The sequence below is a fragment of the Sulfitobacter sp. M368 genome (assembly GCF_025141875.1).
GTDB lineage: Bacteria > Pseudomonadota > Alphaproteobacteria > Rhodobacterales > Rhodobacteraceae > Sulfitobacter > Sulfitobacter mediterraneus_A.
The window spans coordinates 200,435-221,715 of record NZ_CP081113.1 but is presented as its reverse complement, the minus strand read 5'-3'; the positions used below and the strand labels follow the sequence as shown (position 1 = coordinate 221,715).

Below are 21,281 nucleotides of genomic sequence, written 5' to 3'. Positions count from 1 at the left end.
TCACAGGGCCCTAAATTCGGGCGGTCTAAGGAGATAAAAAGATGGCAACCAAACCTATGACAAAGACTCAGCTCGTCGCCGCATTGGCAGATGAAATGGGCACAGACAAAAAATCTGCAGGCGCAGCGCTGGACGCGGTTTGCAACCTGATCACACGCGAAGTGTCCGGTGGCGGCGCAGTGACCCTGCCCGGTGTTGGCAAGATCTACTGCCGCGAGCGCCCAGAGCGCATGGTCCGCAACCCTGCGACCGGTGAACAGTTCAAGAAAGAAGCGGACAAGGTTGTGAAAATGACCATCGCCAAAGCGCTGAAAGACAGCGTCAACGGCTAAACCCCGCAAGCTTGAGTTTCAAAGGGTCGCCATTTGGCGGCCCTTTTTGTTTGTTCGAAGGGGCGATCACTTCAGTTGGTCAATGCCATTGATGATGTGCCCGACCAAACCATAGTCCTGCGCCTCGCTGGCCCTGAGCCAGAAATCGCGCGCGGTATCAGCGGCGATTTTTTCAGGGGTCTGGCCTGTCGCCTCGGCAAACAACTGATCAAATCGTTCACGCATGATGCGGATCTGCTCCGCCTGGATCATCATATCTGTCGCCTGCCCGCCAATCCCGCCAGAAGGTTGGTGCAACAGGAAACGGGTGTTGGGCAGACAATAGCGGTTTTCCTTTTCCGCTCCTACAAAGATCAGCGCGCCGGCACTGGCCACCCAGCCAGATCCAATTGTTCGCACCTTCGGCCGAATGAACTTGATCACGTCATGCACCATATCGCCCGATTCCACATGGCCACCGGGCGAGGAAATATAGACGTTGATCGGATCGTCGCTTTCTTCTGCCAGGGCCAGCAGATGCGTGACCGTACGCTGTGCCAGCTTGTCGTTGATTTCACCCGTGATCACCACATTGCGGCTTTTGAAGAACAAAGCACTGATGCGGTCGCCATCGGCCTTTTCCGATTGGGTGTCGTCCAACAAATTGATCTGCATGAATGCCTCCTCCTTGCTATTCACAAGCAACGCTATCGTTGCACGCGGGGGTTGTCCATCGACCCCACTGGCGCCAATCCGCCCCTTGCCCTTGGCTGCAATCTGGGAAACTGTCGCGCTGAAAGACCAAAGGGGCTGAGATGGATATTCGTGCAATTCTGATGGGTCTCATCTTTGCAATGATGTGGTCGTCGGCCTTTACATCTGCGCGGATCATTGTTGCGGATGCCTCGCCCCTGTTTGCCCTTTCGCTCCGCTATCTGGTGTCTGGCCTCATCGGAGTCGGGATTGCGCTGGCATTGGGACAAAGCTGGCGGCTGACCCGCGCGCAATGGCGGGCGACCGCGATCTTTGGCGTGCTGCAAAATGCGATGTACCTTGGGATGAACTTTGTCGCGATGCAAAACATCGAGGCGTCGCTGGCCGCGATCATCGCCTCTACCATGCCTTTGATCGTCGGATTTGCCGCCTGGGTTCTCTATGGTGAACGGCTTAAGCCGCTGGGTGTGGCAGGTTTGGTGGCAGGTGTTGTCGGTGTGGCCATCATCATGGGTGCCCGGCTCAGCGGCGGTGTTGACTTGACGGGTGTTGCCCTCTGCGTGATCGGTGTGCTCGCGCTTTCCGCTGCAACGCTGTTGGTGCGCGGTGCCACATCCGGCGGCAATTTCCTGATGATTGTGGGACTGCAAATGTTGGTGGGCTGTGTTGCCTTGACTGTCGCCACACTGCTCTTCGAAACGCCACGGATCAACCCAAGCTGGCCACTGGTCATTGCCTTTACCTACACCTGCCTCGTGCCGGGTTTGGCTGCAACGGTGGTTTGGTTCTGGCTGGTCAACCGGATTGGCGCCACACGTGCAGCCACTTTCCACTTTCTCAACCCGTTTTTCGGTGTTCTGGTCGCCGCAGTCCTGCTCAATGAATCGCTCGGCTGGCGCGAAGCCTTGGGTGTTTTGATCATCACAATTGGAATTCTGGCGGTTCAAATCTCGAGGCAAAGTCGCCAATAAGACGTAAAGCTATCGTTTTTTGCCGCAGACCGCGCTCGGCCCGGTTACAAAACGTGCAAAAGCTAGCGCCATGAACAGCGCCCGCCTCATAGATCAGACCACCGCGCCACGGTCTTATGCCTTCGTGCTTCTGCCGGGGTTCTCGACGTTGGGCTTTTCTTGCGCACTGGACACGTTGGCCCTGGCCAACCACCACCCTTCTGGCCAGAAGTTTTATAAATGGCGGCTGATCTCGGAAACCGGAACGCCCGTTCGCGCTTACAATGGTGTGAGCATCGAAGTGGACAGTGGCCTGACGGAACTGGATCGAAACGAAACTTTGATCGTCTGTGCCGGTGAAAATGCTGGCCGTGGCAGCACCAAACCATTGCTCAACTGGCTCCGCCGTGAGACTCGCAAGGGCATGGACTACGGTGCATTGTCATCCGGCACCTATACGCTGGCATTGGCCGGTTTGATCGGTGGAAAGCGGGTCACGACCCACTGGGAATACAAGACAGCACTGGCCGAAATGTTGCCTGACGTGATCATGGAAGACACGCTTTATTCCGTCGACGGCCGGGTCTTTACCTCGGCTGGCAACGTGGCCTCGATGGATCTGATGCTGCACCGCGTCAACAAGGACTACGGCAACGACATCGCAACATGGGTGGCCGATCAGATGGTCTATACCGTGCCGCGGCTCCACAGCCAGAAACAGCGCATGTCGCTGCAGTCACGGCCCGAAGTGCGCAATGCCAAGCTGTTGCTGGCGCTGCAGATCATGGAAAACAACCTCGAAGACCCGCTGCGTCCTGATGAGATTGCAGGCGTCGTCAGCCTCAGCACCCGGCAGCTGGAGCGTTTGTTCGCAAAGTACCTCAGCACCTCTCCAAAACGGTATTATTTGCACCTGCGTCTCGAAAAGGCGCGGAACCTGCTGCGCCAAACAGACTTGTCAGTGACAGATGTCTGCGTTGCCTGCGGTTTCAAATCGTTGTCGCATTTTTCAAAGAGCTATCGCTCGGCCTATGGCATTCCCCCGGGCATGGAGGCCTCTGACGGTAAAGTGTTGTGGTCAGATTCGGTGCATCGCTGATCCTGCGTCGCCCAAAAGCCCTTTCGTTTTAGATAAGCCTTCGCCCCGCAGCTGCCAGTGGCCATCACATATCAGTGCTCAAGCGCCACAAACCCTTTGAATTTCCTGCCGTCGCCCCATCTAATGTGCCAACAGCATCGACAGGAGGATCTCCATGCCCCGCTACGAAAAAAACCCGGACGCCATCGCGGCCCTTTCGCCCGAAGAGTTTCACGTGACACAAGAAAGCGGCACAGAACGGCCCGGTACGGGCAAGCTGCTCAACAACAAAGAGCCAGGCATCTATGTCGATATTGTCTCTGGTGAGCCTCTGTTTGCCTCATCAGACAAATACGAATCCGGCTGCGGCTGGCCCAGTTTCACCAAACCCATCGAACCGGCGCATGTGGCCGAATTGCGCGATGCCAGCCTTGGCATGATCCGCACCGAGGTGCGCAGCACCCACGGTGACAGCCACCTTGGCCATGTGTTTCCCGACGGCCCACCCGATCGCGGCGGCCTGCGCTATTGCATCAATTCCGCTTCCTTGCGGTTTGTACACCGCGATGACATGCAGGCCGAGGGGTATGGCGACTACCTGAACCAAGTGGAGGACATCACATGAGCAACGAACGCGCAGTACTGGCAGGCGGCTGTTTCTGGGGCATGCAGGATTTGATCCGCAAACGTCCCGGCGTGGTCTCCACACGTGTCGGTTACACGGGCGGCGACGTACCCAACGCCACCTACCGCAACCACGGCACCCATGCCGAAGGGATCGAGATTATCTTTGATCCTGCCAAGACGTCATATCGCGAGCTGCTGGAGTTTTTCTTTCAGATACATGACCCCACAACAGTCAACCGGCAAGGCAACGACATCGGCATGAGCTACCGATCAGCGATCTACTTTACCGACGAACAGCAAAAAGAGACCGCGTTAGACACGATTGCGGATGTCGAGGCCTCCGGGCTCTGGCCTGGAAAGGTCGTCACCGAAGTCGAGCCGGTGAGCGATTTCTGGGAAGCAGAGCCAGAGCATCAAGACTATCTGGAGCGCCAGCCCAATGGCTACACATGCCACTTCGCGCGGCCCGATTGGGTGCTCCCGAAACGCGCCGCAGCGGAATAAGATCTGGGTCGGGTGAATTGCCCGGCCTACCCCTCCGCCACGCGCGGACGCCCTGCCGCCTCGACAGTAACGGTCGCTTCAACGAAAACTTCACGCGCCTCAACGCCTGCCGTGCGGATGTCCCGGCTCACAGTGATCTGGATGTCCTGAGCGCCTGCTTCCAACGCCTGTGCTTGCGCTGCGTCTCTCAGAACAGTCTCTAACAATACCAAGGCGCTGTCTTGGTCCCCAAAATCCTTTGGACCATCAGCCAGATGCACTCGGTACTTTCCTTCGCTGGGCGATGTGACCGTTCCGCTTTGCCGCATCGTGACGCGCCCGACAACCGCCCCGATTGCGTTTGCCACGCCCGCATGCTCAGGCAAGATCATGCGCGTGCCTAATCGCTCTCCTACCGCAGGGTAATAGCTCGGCGCAGAGGCGCCAAGACCCACAACATCCACCGCCAACCCCGTGTTCAATCGCACCAAACCTTGATGTCCTGACATGCCCCGTTGCATCAAAACATGCCGCGCCAGAATATCCGGCGCAACGTCAAATCCTGGATCTTCTTCGGCAAAAGCAGTCTCTAATAACGCCAAAGCGGTCTGATGCGTCAATTGATCAATGATCATTTGCGCAATGTCATCTTCGCTGTTGGACAGCACATCACCAGCGCCGGTCCGCCGCCGCCCGAACAAGCGCAAGGCCTTGCGGGCCGCGCCAGTGTCCCATTCCATCACCCGGCCCAAAACATGGCTGGCATCTGACGGCGTTACTCCGGCAATCTGGATTTGTCCACGCTCCACCAGACGTTTGAGCGCGCCCAGTTCGACCCGCGACCGAATGATATCACCCAGAGGGTGCACCTGATTGCCAATTCGTTCCAACAGCGCCAGTTCGCGCGTGCCAAGACCCTCTTTGGTCTGCCCTGCAACCGCCCGCACAAAACGCGCATCATGCTCACCAGGAGCCACGCTGCGCAATTGCGAATCCAGCGCGGCATGTACAACATCCGGCGCATCGACGGCGATCAAGGAAATCGGTAAAACGCGGCGCGGGCCCAGTGTCACCCCGCCTTGCAACCCTTCGGATTGAAAATGCACCTCGCTGTCCCCGCCAAGCCCGGTGGTGCGCATCGCAACAGCTTCGACCATCGTGCGATAGGGGCCAACCCGCGCCCCGGCAGGGTCAATCTGAGGCTTTCCGCCCTTGATTAGAGCCACATCCGTGGTCGTTCCACCAATGTCGCTGACCAAGGCATGATCCACACCCGTCATCCAACGCGCCCCTACGATCGAAGCCGCTGGGCCACTCAAGATCGTCTCAATGGGACGTTCCCGAGCCTGTCCTGAGGAAATAAGCGCACCGTCCCCGCGCACCACCATGAGCGGCGCAGTGATACCGATCTGCTGCAGCACATCTTCTGCCCGCCCGATCAGCCGGTCAATCATACCAATCAACCGGGCATTCAAAACCGCAGTCATCGCGCGTTTGGGACCGTTCAACTTGGCCGACAATTGATGCGACGACGACACAGGCTTGCCCGTTATCTCAGCCACCAATTGCGCCGCGCGAAGCTCATGCGCCGGATTTCGCGTGGCAAATTGACTGGCGACAGCGAAACCGCTGACATCACTCTTATGTGTCTCTAAAAAGCTGACGAGAGCCGCCTCATCAAGCGGCTGCGCCTCACCGCCGGCGTGGTTATGCCCGCCCGACAAGACCAACGCCGGGTCCCCCTTGAGCGCCTCGGCCAGTCCGTGCGCCTCAAGATCGCGCGCCCGAAAGCCGATGTAGATCAGGGCGACGCGCCCGCCTTGCCCTTCGACCAAAGCATTGGTGGCCAGTGTGGTGGACAGGGACGCCAGCGCAATTTCTTCAGGTGCAATCTGGGCCGTTTCGAGTACAGACCGGACCGCATTGCCAACACCAATGGCCAGATCCTGCCGGGTGGTCAACGACTTGGCCGAAGCGATCACCGTGGTCTCATCCCGGACCAGAACCGCATCCGTGTACGTCCCACCCGTATCTACGCCCAATAGCACCGCCATACGTGCCTCTCCCTTATGTTCCAGCTAGGATTTACCGTGATAGGCGGTGGCGTCCAGCCCAATTGCGTCACCCGGCGGTCAACCGCGCCATCGCCCAACGGGCCGCCTCCGCCACGGTGGGGTCCGCGTCGTCCCGCAATGCCGAGGCCGCAGGGTGCAGGGCCGGGACGCCGGAATTTCCGATGGCGTAAAGGACATTGCGCACAAATCGGTTTCGCCCGATCCGTTTGATCGGCGACCCGGAAAACCGCAAACGGAATGCTGCATCGTCCAAGCTGGCCAAATCCGCCAGATCTGCAGCTTCCACATGCGCCCCATGATATCTGTCATCACTTACCGGGGCGGCAAATTTGTTCCAGGGACAGATCGCCAGGCAATCATCACAGCCATAGATCCGGTTGCCCATCTTTTCGCGCAACTCAAGATCAACCGGCCCATCATGTTCAATTGTCAGATATGAGATGCACCGCCGCGGATCGAGCTGATAGGGGGCAACAAAGGCATCCGTTGGGCAAATATCCTGACAGGCGCGGCACGATCCGCAGTGGTCAATCTCCGGCGCATCCGCGGGCAAGTCCAGAGTGGTGAATACAGACCCTAGAAAGCCCCAATTTCCCCAATCCCGGCTCAAGACATTGGTGTGTTTACCTTGCCAGCCCAGTCCCGATGCCTGCGCCAATGCCTTTTCCGGAACCGGGGCAGTGTCGACAAACACCTTCACCTCGCATGGCTCTTGTTCAATCAACCACCGCGCCAATCGTTTCAGTCGTTTCTTGACCACATCATGATAGTCGCGCCCCTGCGCATAGACCGATATCGCGGCCTTTTCAGGATGCTCCAGTACGGCCAGTGGATCTTGTTCCGGCGCATAGGATTCGGCCAGCATGATCACTGTCTTGGCCTCGGGCCAAAGGGCAGCAGGATTGCCGCGCCAATGCATCCGTTCTTCCATCCAGCCCATCTGCCCATGATAGCCCGCAGCAACAAACGCCGCCAATCTGTCCGGCACCTCGGGCACATCCCAGGGTTTGCACAACCGACAGCTCACAAACCCCTCGGTCAGAGCCTGATCCACCAATCGTGCTTTCAGATCCATATTGCTTTCTGGCCTTAAATATTCTCGGGGGTCCGGGGGCAGACAGCCCCCGGCGGGACGCTCAGAAATCCAGGTTGTTGTAATGCGCGGGCGGTGGGAAACCGGGCATCTGATCAGCCAGAATAGAGCGGAACGCAGGCCGTGATTTGATCTTGGCGTACCAGTCCTTGACGATCTCGCTGCGATTCCAATCCACGTCAGAAATGTAATCAAGTGATGACAGATGTGCCGCAGCGGCAAAATCGGCAAGGCTCATCTTATCCCCTGCCAGCCAGCGCCGGTGATCGAGCAGCCACGCCATATAATCCAGATGATATTTTATCGCCTTGGCTCCCGCTTTGACATTGCTGCTGTCGGGATAGCCTTGCTTCATTACCTTTTTGTTCACCCGCTCATAAAGCAGCTTCGACGTGACCTCGGCATGGAATTTGTCGTCAAACCAACTGACAAGCCGGCGCACCTCAAGGCGCTGTACAGGATCGCTTGGCAAAAGTGACGGCTCAGGCCGGGTCTCTTCGATATACTCGCAGATCGGCGCACTTTCGGACATCATGATCCCGTCCAGCCGCAGCACCGGCACCTTGCCTGCCGGATTGCGGCGCATGAAATCAGGATCCTGTTCCCAATAGCGCTCCTCCACCAGTTCCACTTCAATCTTTTTCTCTGCGAGGCTCAGACGCACTTTGCGGCAGAAAGGGGAAAGAGGGACATGAAACAAGCGAGCCATTACTAAGATCCGATAATTTGGGGTTGGTTTCTTTCAATGCCCGTTAAGCGTGCTGTTTTCAACTCTCGAAACATGCAGCACGCCCATCCCTGCTGATTGTTGCCGCCCCGTCTCGGACCTGCGCTGCGCGTTTTTTTACATAGGCGCCGGGTTTTGAGGCTGATCGGCTTTTGGGCGAGGGCAGCACCGCAGCAAGTCTCGCTGCCTGGCTTGCAGACAGATCGGCGGCGGTCACACCAAAATAATGCTGGGCCGCAGCTTCAACGCCAAAAACCCCCTCATCAAACTCGGCAATGTTCAAATAGACCTCCAGAATGCGCCGCTTGGACCATAGCGCCTCAACCAAAGGGGTCAAAGCCGTCTCCATCGCTTTGCGCAGCCATGCGCGACCATGCCACAGGTAAACATTCTTGACCGTTTGCTGGCTGATGGTAGAGGCCCCGCGCGACGACCCATCCGCAATAGCCAGCTTGATCGCAGCCAGATCGAACCCCCAGTGATGGCAATAGTTGGCGTCCTCCGCCGCCACAGCCGACCGCGCCATGACAGGCGCGATACGTTCCATCGGCACCCATGTTTGGTTGATTTTGCCCAGCCTGCGCCCTTCAGAGATCATGTAAATATTCGTGGGCGGATCAAAGACCGCAAACAAAACAACAATTCCGACAGCAAAGAGAAAAACCCCTGAAATACTGCGCAGAATGAATCGTCTTATCCGCTGTCGCAAACTGCGCTGCGGCGGTTTTTTCTTTTTGGGTTTGGTTTTATTCTGCGTCGGTTTTGCCATCCCCAATCTATAGGGGTGCAGCCGGACTTTGTGAACGCCGCCGCGCCTTATTGCAGCAGATGCGGATGCCCTTGCAGGATCTGCGCATCACGCCCGCGCAGGACACAACGTGCCGTCTGCATGTCTTCAGTGGTCAAATCCGCTGCATCAGGGAACAACATTAACAGCTCCTCTCGCGCAGCCAGATCTTCCATATCCCTTACATGGCCGGGAAAGAAGCTTTCTGATGGAACACCCTGACCAAACACCAGCTCGTGCTGATCAAACACCAGATGTATATATTCCACCATGCCGCCTCTCACCTGCCGGATCGTATCGCCGTTGACCAGATGTTTGGCCGCGACGAGCACCTCATCCACACCAAAGTACATCTCGGCCTGCCAACCGGTGATCAACATCCGGTGCTGGGGTGAAACGGTCAGCGGGGCATCATTGCCGATAGAGCCAGCAGCAAACCGGATTGGCGCAACATCGCCCGCCGCCCGAAAAGTGCCACGCAAGATGTAACGGATCGGCTGCGCGCTGTGATCTGTAGTGGTGACCAGATCACCCACCTCCAGAGTCTCGATCAAACAATCCCCATCTGGCGTCCGGATCATGGTTCCGGGTGTGAAACACGTGGGCCCGGTGTTGGCCACCGGCATCTGCGTGCTGTTGGTGACATAGGTCGAGCTTACGAACGTCCCGTTTTGTAACACCTGTCCATCTGTCGGGGTAAAGACGGCTGGCAGCCCTCCGTCAAGATAGAATGTGGTTCCCGTGTAGGTCACATTGCCAATACCCGGCACGTTGATTGTCACTGAATCGTTCTGCCATACAGAGATGACTTGTGTACCTTCGAAGGTGTCGCCAACGTTCGGCTGGATCAATCCATCATCATTGCCGTCCGTAAATGTCTGACGGGTGAAGGAAACAGGTGTACCCGACGCGGGCGGGTTGCCCGGGTCGATCGTGTAGAACTGATCCTTGTAAGACGTCGGCATAGCGAGATCCAGATTGCGTAACAATCGAGACTCTGCGCTTCAATCAGGTTCGAATTAGGTCAAAAGTTTAGTCAAATGTGTCAAAAAATGTTCGAGAAAAGGCGGGTTTTGTGATCTCCCCTACGCGAAAACCATGGATTTCGCGTAGGGGTTGTTTTTGCAAGAAAGCCCTTATTCTGCTGGCATTGCGGCGTCTTCATAGCCAAGAGGTGCAGGCAGATGAGGCAGCATTTCCTTGGGGCAAATCTGAATGAAATTGTGGCGCTCGGTCTCCCAGTGCTGAAGAATTTCTGCGGCTTTGCGGCTTCCGGTTTCTGCAAGATGTTGCTCCAGCAGCTCTTCGAGAATCACTTGCCAATGATCTACGGACACCGGTCCAACCACAATTGTCTCGCGGTTCATCAGGGGCAAGGCTTGCCCGTCAGGATCATAAAGATAGGCCATGCCACCCGTCATCCCGGCGGCAAAGTTGGCTCCGACTTCACCCAGGATAACGGCCACACCGCCTGTCATATACTCGCAGCCGTTGCTGCCACAGCCCTCAATGACCACTTTGGCACCGGAGTTGCGCACAGCAAACCGTTCGCCGGCTCGGCCCGCCGCAAACAGATAGCCTGCGGTTGCACCATAGAGCACGGTATTGCCGATGATCGTATTCTCGGACGCCACAACCGGACTGGACATGGGCGGACGCACGACAATCGTGCCGCCCGACAGGCCCTTGCCGACATAGTCGTTGGCATCGCCTGACACCTCAAGCTTGAGCCCTGGCGCGATGAACGCACCAAGGGATTGCCCGGCAGAACCGGTCAGCTTGACCGTCAAGTGATCTCGTTGCAGGGCGTTGTTCATCCCAAATTTGCGGACAATGTGGCTGGATATGCGGGTGCCGACCGTCCGGTGAGTGTTCTGTACCGCATAACTCAACTGCATCTTCTCGCCATCTTCCAGGAACCGCGCGGCGTCACGCACGATCTGCGCGTCAAGCGTATCCAGAACCGCATTTCGCGGCTTGTCGCGGTCGTAGACGTTGTTGTGCGCGCCATCGACAGTGATCAACAGCGGGTTCAGGTCCAGATCATCCAGATGTGCAGAACCACGGCTGACCTGCGTGAGCAAATCCGCACGTCCGATCACGTCATCCAAAGACCGCGCACCGATGCTGGCCAGAATTTCGCGCACTTCACTGGCGTAGAAGGTAATCAGGTTTACAACCTTGTCCGCATTCCCGGTAAACTTGTCGCGCAACGCCTCATCCTGGGTACAGACACCCACGGGGCAGGTATTGCTCTGACACTGGCGCACCATGATACAGCCCATGGCAATCAATGCGGCGGTGCCGATACCGTATTCTTCGGCGCCCAGCATCGCGGCCATCACAATATCGCGGCCCGTGCGCAGCCCGCCATCCGTCCGGAGGGTCACACGATCCCGCAGGTTGTTCATGGACAGAACCTGATGCGCCTCCGTAAGGCCCATTTCCCACGGCAGACCCGCATATTTGATCGAGGTCGCGGGGGACGCACCTGTGCCACCGTTGTGACCGGAAATCAGGATGATGTCCGCCTTGGCTTTGGCAACTCCTGCCGCGATGGTCCCAACACCAGACGAGGCAACCAGTTTCACCGTCACCTTGCAACGCGGGTTGATCTGTTTGAGATCATAGATCAGCTGCGCAAGGTCTTCGATGGAATAGATGTCGTGGTGCGGCGGCGGTGAAATCAAGGTTACACCCTTGGTCGAATGCCGCAGACGCGCGATCAGATCTGTCACCTTCATGCCGGGCAGCTGACCACCCTCGCCGGGCTTGGCACCTTGGGCGACCTTGATCTCAAGCTCTTCACATTGGTTTAGATATTCCGCGGTCACACCAAAACGGCCCGATGCCACCTGTTTGATCTTGGCACTTGGGTTGTCGCCATTTGGCTCTGGCACAAAGTGCGCCGGATCTTCGCCCCCTTCACCAGAGTCGGATTTTGCCCCGATCCGGTTCATCGCGACGTTCAGAGTTTTGTGCGCCTCGGGCGACAACGCGCCAAGGCTCATCCCCGGGGTAACGAAACGCTTGCGGATCGAGGTGATGCTCTCCACCTCCTCCAGCCCAATCGGCGCACCAAGTGGTTTGATATCCAGCAAATCGCGGAGATGGATCGGCGGGTTGCTTTGCATCTTGGCCGAATATTGTTTCCACATTTCATATGAGGCTCTATTGCAGGCCATTTGCAGCAAATGCATCGAGGACGCTTCCCACGCGTGGGTCTCGCCGGATTTGCGGGCCTTGTAGAAACCACCGATGGGCAAAACCACGCCATCGCCCTGCCAGCCCTTGGCGTGAACGGCTTCTGCCTTGCGCTGAATTCCGGTCACACCAATGCCGCTGATACGGCTGGTCATGCCGGGGAAATATTCGGCGCACATGGCACGGGACAATCCGACCGCTTCAAAGTTCAGACCGCCGCGATAGGAGGAAATCACAGAGATCCCCATCTTCGCCATGATCTTGAGCAAACCTTGGTCAATTGCCTCGCGGTAGCGGCCAATTGCCTGTGTTAGAGACAGATCCAACAAGCCGCGTTCAATCCGGTCGGCCAATGAATCCTCTGCCAGATAAGCGTTGACCACGGTCGCGCCACAACCAATCAGCACGGCAAAGTAATGCGGATCAACACATTCCGCAGACCGTACATTGAGGGAGGTAAAGGTGCGCAAGCCTTTGCGGGTCAGGTGGCTATGAACCGCGCTGGTGGCGAGGATCATCGGCATCGCAGCGCGGTGCTCGTTGCTGCCTTGATCGGTCAAAACCAAATGCCCAGCGCCGGAACGCACAGCGTCTTCCGCTTCGTCTCTAATGCGGGCCAAACCTGCGCTCAGGTTGCTGCCGCCAGGCTCGAACGTGCAGTCGATGGTGACCACATCCGCGTTGAAGTGGCTGAACAATTCATCAAACTGCGCATTGCCGACAAACGGGCTGTCCAGCACCAAAATCTCGGTTTGGCTGCTGTCTTCGTCCAGAACGTTCTTAAGGTTTCCGAACCGCGTCTTAAGGCTCATCACCCGGAATTCGCGCAGGCTGTCGATCGGCGGATTGGTCACCTGACTGAAGTTTTGGCGGAAGAAATGGCTTAATGGGCGATATTGCTTGGACAGAACCGCAGAGGGTGTGTCGTCGCCCATTGAGGCCAACGTTTCTTTGCCGTCTTCGGCCATCGGCGCGAGAATCTGTTCCAAGTCTTCGATGGAATAGCCTGCTGCCACCTGACGGCGGCGCAACTCATTCCCGGAAAACAGCGGTTTTTCCGTAACTTTGGACAGCGGCGTGTCAAGTTCAACGATTTTGCCGACCCATTCACCAAAAGGCTGTGACGCCGCCAGTTGATCCTTGACCTCTGTATCGTGGTACAATTTGCCGTCGGTCATATCGACGGCAATGATTTGACCGGGTCCTAGCGCCCCTTTGAAGGTCACATTTGCTTCGTCCAACGGCACCATGCCCGCCTCGGACCCGGCAATCAGCATCCCATCAGCGGTGACCACGTAGCGCATCGGACGCAGCCCATTCCGGTCGAGGCCGGCGCACACCCATCGGCCATCGGTCATCGCCAATGCAGCAGGACCATCCCAAGGTTCCATTACGGAGTTGCAATAGGAATACATGTCGCGCCACGCCTGCGGCAGCTCAACCGCTTGCTTGGACCAGCTTTCCGGCACCAGCATGGTTTTTGCCATTGGCGCATTACGACCGGCACGCACCAATGCTTCGAAAACAGAGTCTAATGCGGCAGAGTCCGAAGATCCGGCTGGAACAATAGGTTTGATATCCTCTGCCATGTCGCCAAAGGCATTCGATGCCATTCGGATCTCGTGCGATTTCATCCAGTTCAAGTTGCCGCGCAGCGTGTTGATTTCACCGTTGTGCGCCAACATGCGGAACGGCTGTGCCAGCCACCACTGCGGGAAGGTGTTGGTTGAATAACGCTGGTGATAGATCGCAAAGGCGCTGACGAAACGGTCGTCTTTCAGGTCCGGATAGAACTCTGCGACCTGCTCGGCCAGCATCATGCCTTTATAAATGATCGACCGGCAGGACAGCGACGCCAGATAGAGCGTCGGCACATGCGCGGCGTTGGCCGCTTTTTCAATCCGGCGGCGGATCACATAAAGTTCGCGCTCAAAGGTTTCCTCATCCACACCCTTGGTGTTAGAAATCAGAATTTGTTCGATCTCAGGACGGGTCGCGTTGGCCTTTTCGCCCAAGACCGAAACATCAACGGGCACATGGCGCCAACCATAGATGTAGTATCCCATGCGCAGAACTTCGGTTTCCACAATAGTCCTGCATGTTTCCTGTGCGCCAAAATCCGTGCGGGGCAAGAACACCTGCCCAACCGCGATCATTTCGTCTTCGCGAGGCGTATGGCCGGTACGGCGCACCTGATCATAAAAGAAAGGAACCGGGATCTGCACGTGGATGCCCGCGCCATCACCGGTTTTGCCATCCGCATCCACCGCGCCTCGGTGCCAGATCGCCTTGAGCGCTTTGATTCCGTTAAGCACCACATCACGGGACTTTTTCCCGTCAATGTTCACCACAAGACCAACGCCACAGGATGAATGCTCTTCCTCAGGGCTATAGAGGCCCTGCTCTGCCATCATCGCGCGCTTTGCTTCTTCGCGGGCCACCCATGCATCATCATATTTGGTCATCAGGCTTCTCCTTCTTGCGGCGCAAACAGCGCAATTGTGTCTTGTGTCGATAGTTTCTTATGGGTCCCGGCAAGGGCATATCCCTGCGGGCAATTGTCGGCGAAAAACTCAAGCTTCATCGGGGCGTCTGCCGCCCCTTTGAACAGGCCAGCAGAGAGGTTCTTGACCCCGTCATGGACCGTTCCGTACCAAAGGGTTGAGCCACATTCGGGGCAAAAGCCACGCTCCGCCCATTCTGAAGACCGAAAACTCTTGGCCGGACCGTCCACTGTAATGCTGTCCGGATCGGCGGAGATGGACACGAACATGCCCGATGTATGCTGACGGCACATATCGCAGTGGCAGGCCCTCAGGATCGGATTGCTGGCAGTTGCGGTGATCTTCACCGCGCCGCAGAGGCAATGTCCTGAAAGATGTTGCACCTCGGCCATCGTTATTCGGCCGCAATCGCAGCAGAATCGCCAAGCTGGGCAAGGATCGCCTCGGCACAGTCGCGCCCGTCCTTGATCGCCCACACCACCAAGGATGCCCCGCGAACGATATCACCCACGGCATAGACCCCATCAAGGGCTGTCGCGCCGGTGATGTAATCCGCTTTGACTGTGCCCCAACGGTTCACCGGCAATTCAGGCTCATTCCAGAGGGTCGGCAGATCTTCCGGCTCAAATCCAAGGGCGGTGATCACCAGATCAGCCTCTTCGATATAATCGGCCCCTTCCATCACCTCAGGGGATTGGCGGCCTGTGGCATCAGGTGCACCAAGGCGCATTTTCTGGACCATGACACCTGTTACGGGGTCGCCAACAAAGCCTTTGGGGGCAGAAAGCCACTCAAATACCACGCCTTCTTCTTCGGCGTTGGCCACTTCACGTTGACTGCCCGGCATGTTGGCACGGTCACGACGGTACAAGCATTTCACGCTGGTCGCGCCTTGGCGGATCGAGGTCCGCACGCAATCCATCGCGGTGTCGCCGCCCCCGATAACCACGACGCGCTTGCCTTTGGCGTTCAGACGGCCGCTTTCAAATTCTTCGACGGTATCGCCAAAGCTTTTGCGATTGCTCGCGGTCAGAAAATCAATCGCCCGCTCTACGCCCAAGCCACCCACACCGGGGGCCTGAATTTCGCGGGTTTTGTAAACACCCGTGGCGATGATCACGGCGTCATGTTTGGCCCGAATATCGGCAAAGCTGATGTCGCGACCCACATCGCAATTCAGCTCAAATGTAACGCCGCCCTCGGCCAGTTGATCGTTGCGGCGCATCACCACATCTTTTTCCAGCTTGAACCCCGGAATGCCGTAGGTCAGCAGCCCGCCTGCGCGGTCATAGCGGTCATAGATCGTGACCTGCACACCCGCCCGGCGCAGCACATCCGCCGCCGCAAGGCCGCCGGGCCCCGCGCCAATGATGCCAACGCTTTCGGTACGCTCAGCCTTAGGCGTGATCGGTTGGACCCAGCCGTTTTCCCATGCGGTGTCGGTGATATATTTCTCGACCGATCCAATGGTCACTGTGCCATGGCCGGATTGTTCAATAACGCAGTTGCCTTCGCACAGCCGGTCCTGCGGACAAATTCGCCCGCAGATCTCGGGGAAGGTGTTGGTGGCCTGCGACACCTCATAGGCCTCTTGCAGACGCCCCTCGGCGGTCAGCCGCAGCCAATCGGGAATGTTGTTGTGCAGCGGACAATGGCTCTGGCAATAGGGCACGCCACATTGGCTACAGCGGCTGGATTGCTCTTTGGCTTTTGCATCCGCATATTCGGCATAGATCTCCTGAAAATCTGTGCGACGCAAATCCGGGGGCCGTTTCTCAGGCATATCCCGTTCAACGCTTACAAATTTCAGCATAGGTTGCTTGGCCATGACCGCGCCCTTTCATTCAATCCACCGAAGCTGTGGGATATTACAGGATGAAAAGGAATAAAAGTCAGCATTGATGACCTATATTCAAGTTAATCGCATCTCTCTGGGTTACTGATGCGGTTTTCCGGCAAATTTTAGATCCGCATCGGACCTATCTATTATCCAAAAACCAAAAGGCCCACAAATGCTGCTGTCCCAACGACGATTCGCCACCAGCCAAAAAGCGCATAACCATGCTTGCTCACATAACCGAGAAGCCACCGCACCACCAAAACCGCACTGACAAAGGCCATCGCAAAACCAACTGCGATTTCACCCATGGCGGAGGCATCCAACACGTCACGATTCTTATAAAGATCATAGGCAAACGCGCCTGCCATTGTTGGCATCGACAGGAAAAAGGAAAACTCCGCCGCCGCGCGTTTGCTGCCGCCCAACATCAGCGCCCCCACAATGGTTGCGCCAGACCGTGATACCCCGGGGATCATCGCCAGACATTGGATAAACCCGATCGCAAGGGCCATCGGAAGGGGAAAGCGCATCGCGTCATCATGAACAGGCTCCGGTGCGATACGGTCCACGACCAGCAGGACAAAACCACCGAGAATCAGCATGATCGCAATCAGCATCGGCGTTTCAAACAGAACAGTTTTGATAAAGTCATGGGCGAGTACGCCTATGAACACGGCGGGCAAGAACGCGATCAACACAGACAGAATGAAGCGACGGGACTGAGGATCATGCGGCGCTGTGGAAAACACAGACCAAAGCCGTCCGGCATAGATTGTCAGGATCGCCAGAACCGCGCCCAGCTGGATCACCACTTCGAAGGTTTTGCCGGCGCTTTCAAACCCAAGAAAATGCCCAGCCAGCAACAGATGCCCCGTCGAGGACACCGGAATAAACTCCGTCAGCCCCTCAACAAGACCCAGAAAGGCAGCAACCAGCGTTGTCGAGCTGTCCATCAGCCGCGGCGCAGGTTCTGTGCCGAATCCTTGATTGCGTCATATTGACCGGAGGGCCGGAACCGCCACAGATAGTCAGGCAGGATCGAAACCATCGACACCGGGCGAATACCCAGACTGTCAAAACCTTTGGCGTCTTCTGCGACGACGTTGTCGTTTTGCAGGTTTTTCACCTGATCGCGGGTCAGAACGCCGTTGCTGATCAGGCCAAATGTCATCGCCTGCATCATATCAAACCCAAAGGCCGTCAGACGCGCCATCCAGTTTGGCATGTTCAGGATCAAGCGGCGCCGGCCAATCACGCCCAACATCCGCTGCATCAAAGCGCGGAAGCTTTCGGTATCCGGCCCGCCCAACTCGTAGATGCCTGCCTCTGCCTTGCCGGTGAGGGCCAGTTCTGCCGCATGGGCGACATCGTCCACATAAACAGGCTGGAACTTGGCATCTGCATTCACCAGCGGCAGCACTGGGCTGAACCGTGTCATGCCGGCAAAACGGTTAAAAAACTCATCCTCAGGCCCGAAAACGATAGAAGGCCGCAAGATCACGGCGCCCGGCATATGTTCAAGCACGCCAGCCTCGCCGCGCGCTTTGGTCTGGGCGTATTCACTGTCTGCATCGGCATCGGCACCAATCGCAGAGATCTGGACCATCCGCGCAATACCTTCTTCTGCCGCCAGACGCGCCACCCGCGTGGCACCTTCAACCTGTACCGCATCAAACGAGTTCTTGCCGCTTTCGGCCAGGATACCAACGCAGTTCACAACCGCATCCGCACCGACCAACGCAGCCCGCACAGAATTGTCATCGCGGATGTTGCACAGGATCGGCTCTACCTGACCAACGACACCGTAAGGTTTGACAAAAAGCGCCTCATTCGGCCGCCGCACAGCCACACGCACACGCCAGCCCGCCTTGGCCATCCGCCGCGCGATATAACGCCCGACAAACCCGGAACCGCCATAAATCGTAACCAGCTTGGACATGATAATGCTCCTGTACGTCTATTCTTACACAGTGATGTACCCCCCTGCCTGTCGCCGGACAAGGCAGAAGTGCGCATGATGGATGCGACCAAATACCGGAACAGTGATTTTTCTGCTAAAATCCGATTGACACCCCACCAACATCCCCCTAGATCAGCGCTCACGCAACCTGCCCAGGTGGCGGAATGGTAGACGCGCTAGCTTCAGGTGCTAGTACTGGCAACGGTGTGGAGGTTCGAGTCCTCTCCTGGGCACCAATTTTCCGAAAATACTCAAGCGAGAATACCGCGTTAGCGATCATTGTGCGATTGCGACCCACCTTTGGCTAAAGGTTTTCTGCCCCCCAGTACTGAACCGCTGGAAGCTGGAATTTCCGATTGTTTCACGGTGACGGGCTCGACTTCAAATGGATAGATACTGAAACATCGATCAGAGGCAGCAGAACAGCGCGGCGCTAGACAGCCGAGCGAAGATCGCTGGATCCGTCGGCGACCATGGCTTTATCTGGTGTCTGGCCCCTCTCGATCATGCGCTTTCCCGTCATATAGCTGCGCGGGTCATTCATAGCGTCAACCGCCACCAATTGATCGCGGCGGAAATACCAGAAAGACACCGCCCCTTCACGTGTGCCCGGTCGGGTGATCACGTCATCAAAACCGGTATTCAATCCGGCGATTTGCAGCTTGACGTCGAACTGATCCGACCAGAACCAAACGTCGGGTTCATAGGGCTGATTTGCGCCCATTAGATTGGCGGCCACGGTTTCCGCATGGGCGATCGCGTTGGGAACGCTTTCCAGCCGGATACGGCCTGCACGGTATGGAAAGGATGCGCAATCTCCTGCGGCCCAGATGCCGGGGTGCTCCGCGCGCCCATAGGTATCGACCGCGATCCCGTTATCCAGCGGGAGCCCAGCGTCTTCAGCAAGTCTGGTATTTGGGGCAACACCTATCCCGACCACCACCACATCTGCGTCAATTCGTCTGCCGTCCGACAAAACGGCCCCTGTCACATGGCTTTGACCGGTCAGGTGATCCAGTCCGATACCTTCGATGATCTCGACACCTTTGCCTCTGTGCAACTCGCGGAAAAAGGACGAGGTTTCCGGGGCCGCGACCCTTTGCAGGATACGGTCAGCCATTTCGATCAGCGTGACAGACATGCCCAAAGACGCCGCAACCGCCGCCGCCTCAAGCCCGATGTAGCCACCACCAATCACCAACAAGCTACGTCCTGGGACGAACACTGGAGCCAAGGCTTCTGCATCCTGCAAGGACCGCATCACAAACACACCGGGCAGGTTGCCGCCCATCCGATCCGGAAGGCGGCGGGGGGCGGCCCCGGTTGTCAGCACCAGATCATCATAGGGAATTTGGCCCCCGTCGTCCGTCCTGACCACTTGATTGAAAAGATCAATCTCCGTCACGGCGAAACCGGTGCGCAGGTCAATGTCCGATGCGCCATAGAAATCTTCCGGTTTCAGGTACAGCCGTTCGCGGCTCATTTCGCCGGTCAGGTATTTCTTGCTCAGCGGGGGGCGCTGGTAGGGCGGCACAGGTTCGGCTCCCACCAATGTAATGCCCCCGTCAAAATCCAACCGGCGCAGCTTGGCCGCGGCCGATAACCCCGCCTGCCCTGCACCGACGATTACGATATTTCTGGACATGTCCCGACTTTTCTCTTGCGGACGCCTTGTGGCTCAACCCTGCTGTGCCAATGCGGGATCGAAGACAAAAGGCAAGGTCCTGAAATGCCGCCGCGTGGTGCTTTCGTCGATTTCAACAGGACGCGCAGGATCGCGTGCGATCCCTTCCTGCAGCAGCGCGCGCAAAACCATCGCGATGGTGCCAAACTCGGTTTCTTCGGCATCCTTGTTGTCTTCGGTGATCTTGACACCGACGGCCAGCAGCTTGCCCAAGCACACATGCGCACCGCCCCCGAAGGAAACACCGTGCAGTGGCAAGTTGTCCGCCAACGCGCGATGCGGGTTGAAGCTTTCGGCGTCCTCTCCAAACAGGTCCGGGTTCCGGTTCGCCCGTGTCAGGTCAACCGTGACAAATTCATCCGTTTCCGCGTCATGCCCATCGGGCAGATGCACCGGACAAAGCGCCCGGCGCTTTGTAATCGGGCTGGCCGGATGCAGGCGAACCCCTTCCCAGATGAACTTTTGCATCAATACCGGATCGTTGATCAGGTTCAGGCGATCCTCTGGATGGTCTTCGAGCCAATCCAGAACTTCATTCACCACGTTCATCAAGACATTCGCCGTCGTGAACGCCCCTGCGAGGATAAAGAACGCCGCATCCTTCACCCGCTCGTCATAGGGCAGATCGTCGTCCGTGGGCGAATGCTGGAGCTGGGCGGTGATTGCGTCGCGCGGCAGATCGGATTTCTCGATCTCGCCGGCGTTGAACTTGTCGACCAAGGCGCGGCGACGGGCCAGAGAGGGTTCAAAAAACTCTTTCTCGAACGCCTCAAGCGCCTCTTTCAATTCGACCATCAGCTTGTCCCGATCAGACGGATCGGTGAGCTGCCCCATTGTGGGGGCATGTCCCAGTTTGCCGATCAGCGCGAACAGACGGTCAGTGTCGGCCTCATTATGGGCCCGGTCGATGCCGGCGCTGTCCGCCACAAGGTTGACCAGCACACGATAGGCAAACTGCGCCATATCGCCGCCGCCGTTTTCACGTACGGGATCCATCGATTCCTTCAGCGCGACGGGAAAGACGTGGTTCTGGTAATGCCGGAAAAAGGGCCGGTTGAACACACCCGCAAAGATGCGCTTTTTCTTCATATGCTCCTGCCCGTGCAAGCAAACCACGGTCTTTGGCAGAAACAACGTATCCGCGTCATAAAGCGCCTGATGCAGGTCAGGCAGACGCAATGTCGGTTCGGCGTGTTCGAAACGGGTGATGAAATGTTCGGCCATAATGAGCTCCTGTTGGTTCG

At 57.3% G+C, this 21,281-nt stretch carries 18 protein-coding genes and 1 tRNA gene; 6 read left to right on the top strand and 13 right to left on the bottom strand.

Annotated features, from left to right (window positions below):
* Positions 1-41: 41 nt before the first annotated feature.
* A complete protein-coding gene (locus K3754_RS01075; protein ID WP_025047280.1) occupies positions 42-332 on the top strand; it encodes an HU family DNA-binding protein in 291 nt (96 codons plus the stop codon).
* 66 nt (positions 333-398) lie between these two features.
* On the opposite strand, the gene K3754_RS01070 is transcribed toward K3754_RS01075, so the two are convergent.
* The gene (locus K3754_RS01070) at positions 399-986 is read right to left on the bottom strand and encodes an ATP-dependent Clp protease proteolytic subunit (protein ID WP_203209431.1); all 588 of its coding nucleotides are present in this window, start codon (positions 984-986) and stop codon (positions 399-401) included.
* A 140-nt stretch (positions 987-1,126) separates the two neighbouring features.
* Here K3754_RS01070 and K3754_RS01065 point away from each other — a divergent pair, with 140 nt between their 5' ends.
* The 4 genes from K3754_RS01065 (at position 1,127) to msrA (ending at position 4,184) form a co-directional block, all read left to right on the top strand.
* Complete coding sequence (locus tag K3754_RS01065) at positions 1,127-1,996, top strand: DMT family transporter (protein WP_259940092.1); 870 nt, start codon at positions 1,127-1,129, stop codon at positions 1,994-1,996.
* Between the two features lie 70 nt (positions 1,997-2,066).
* Positions 2,067-3,074, top strand: a complete 1,008-nt coding sequence (locus K3754_RS01060) for a GlxA family transcriptional regulator (protein WP_231024190.1) — start codon at positions 2,067-2,069, stop codon at positions 3,072-3,074.
* Between the two features lie 154 nt (positions 3,075-3,228).
* Positions 3,229-3,678: a peptide-methionine (R)-S-oxide reductase MsrB gene (msrB, locus tag K3754_RS01055; protein ID WP_203209433.1), complete on the top strand. Its 450-nt coding sequence runs from the start codon at positions 3,229-3,231 to the stop codon at positions 3,676-3,678.
* Positions 3,675-4,184, top strand: a complete 510-nt coding sequence (gene msrA / locus K3754_RS01050; protein WP_203209434.1) for a peptide-methionine (S)-S-oxide reductase MsrA — start codon at positions 3,675-3,677, stop codon at positions 4,182-4,184. The genes msrB and msrA overlap by 4 nt, the downstream gene beginning before the upstream one ends.
* Positions 4,185-4,210: 26 nt before the next feature.
* Here the strand turns inward: msrA and K3754_RS01045 are convergent, their stop codons facing one another.
* The 10 genes from K3754_RS01045 to K3754_RS01000 all read right to left on the bottom strand — a co-directional run bounded on the left by K3754_RS01045 (position 4,211) and on the right by K3754_RS01000 (position 18,332).
* Positions 4,211-6,217 (bottom strand): hydantoinase/oxoprolinase family protein, encoded by a 2,007-nt coding sequence (locus K3754_RS01045; RefSeq protein ID WP_259940087.1) that lies wholly within the window; start codon positions 6,215-6,217, stop codon positions 4,211-4,213.
* Positions 6,218-6,284: 67 nt separating this feature from the next.
* Positions 6,285-7,313, bottom strand: a complete 1,029-nt coding sequence (gene queG / locus K3754_RS01040; RefSeq protein WP_259940085.1) for a tRNA epoxyqueuosine(34) reductase QueG — start codon at positions 7,311-7,313, stop codon at positions 6,285-6,287.
* 61 nt (positions 7,314-7,374) lie between these two features.
* Positions 7,375-8,040, bottom strand: coding sequence for a glutathione S-transferase family protein (locus tag K3754_RS01035; protein WP_203209437.1), 666 nt, complete (start codon positions 8,038-8,040; stop codon positions 7,375-7,377).
* A gap of 58 nt (positions 8,041-8,098) precedes the next feature.
* Entirely contained in the window at positions 8,099-8,827 is a 729-nt protein-coding gene (gene mtgA / locus K3754_RS01030) for a monofunctional biosynthetic peptidoglycan transglycosylase (protein WP_259940083.1), read from the bottom strand.
* Positions 8,828-8,874: 47 nt separating this feature from the next.
* Complete coding sequence (locus tag K3754_RS01025) at positions 8,875-9,810, bottom strand: Hint domain-containing protein (RefSeq protein WP_259940080.1); 936 nt, start codon at positions 9,808-9,810, stop codon at positions 8,875-8,877.
* A gap of 171 nt (positions 9,811-9,981) precedes the next feature.
* Complete coding sequence (gene gltB / locus K3754_RS01020) at positions 9,982-14,514, bottom strand: glutamate synthase large subunit (protein ID WP_259940077.1); 4,533 nt, start codon at positions 14,512-14,514, stop codon at positions 9,982-9,984.
* Positions 14,514-14,945 carry a GFA family protein gene (locus tag K3754_RS01015; protein WP_203209441.1) on the bottom strand — a complete coding sequence of 144 codons (432 nt, stop codon included), beginning with the start codon at positions 14,943-14,945 and terminating at the stop codon, positions 14,514-14,516. Before K3754_RS01015 ends, gltB begins: the two co-directional genes overlap by 1 nt.
* Positions 14,946-14,947: 2 nt before the next feature.
* Positions 14,948-16,381 carry an NAD(P)-dependent oxidoreductase gene (locus tag K3754_RS01010; protein ID WP_259940074.1) on the bottom strand — a complete coding sequence of 478 codons (1,434 nt, stop codon included), beginning with the start codon at positions 16,379-16,381 and terminating at the stop codon, positions 14,948-14,950.
* Positions 16,382-16,539: 158 nt separating this feature from the next.
* Positions 16,540-17,346, bottom strand: coding sequence for an undecaprenyl-diphosphate phosphatase (locus K3754_RS01005; protein ID WP_203209443.1), 807 nt, complete (start codon positions 17,344-17,346; stop codon positions 16,540-16,542).
* Entirely contained in the window at positions 17,346-18,332 is a 987-nt protein-coding gene (locus K3754_RS01000) for a complex I NDUFA9 subunit family protein (RefSeq protein ID WP_203209444.1), read from the bottom strand. The genes K3754_RS01005 and K3754_RS01000 overlap by 1 nt, the downstream gene beginning before the upstream one ends.
* Before the next feature lie 171 nt (positions 18,333-18,503).
* Between K3754_RS01000 and K3754_RS00995 the strand changes: the two genes are divergently transcribed.
* Positions 18,504-18,589, top strand: a tRNA-Leu gene (locus K3754_RS00995).
* Positions 18,590-18,786: 197 nt separating this feature from the next.
* On the opposite strand, the gene K3754_RS00990 is transcribed toward K3754_RS00995, so the two are convergent.
* Both K3754_RS00990 and K3754_RS00985 read right to left on the bottom strand, forming a co-directional pair.
* Positions 18,787-19,998: an NAD(P)/FAD-dependent oxidoreductase gene (locus K3754_RS00990; protein ID WP_259940071.1), complete on the bottom strand. Its 1,212-nt coding sequence runs from the start codon at positions 19,996-19,998 to the stop codon at positions 18,787-18,789.
* Between the two features lie 33 nt (positions 19,999-20,031).
* Complete coding sequence (locus tag K3754_RS00985) at positions 20,032-21,261, bottom strand: cytochrome P450 (protein WP_259940069.1); 1,230 nt, start codon at positions 21,259-21,261, stop codon at positions 20,032-20,034.
* Positions 21,262-21,281: the final 20 nt, after the last annotated feature.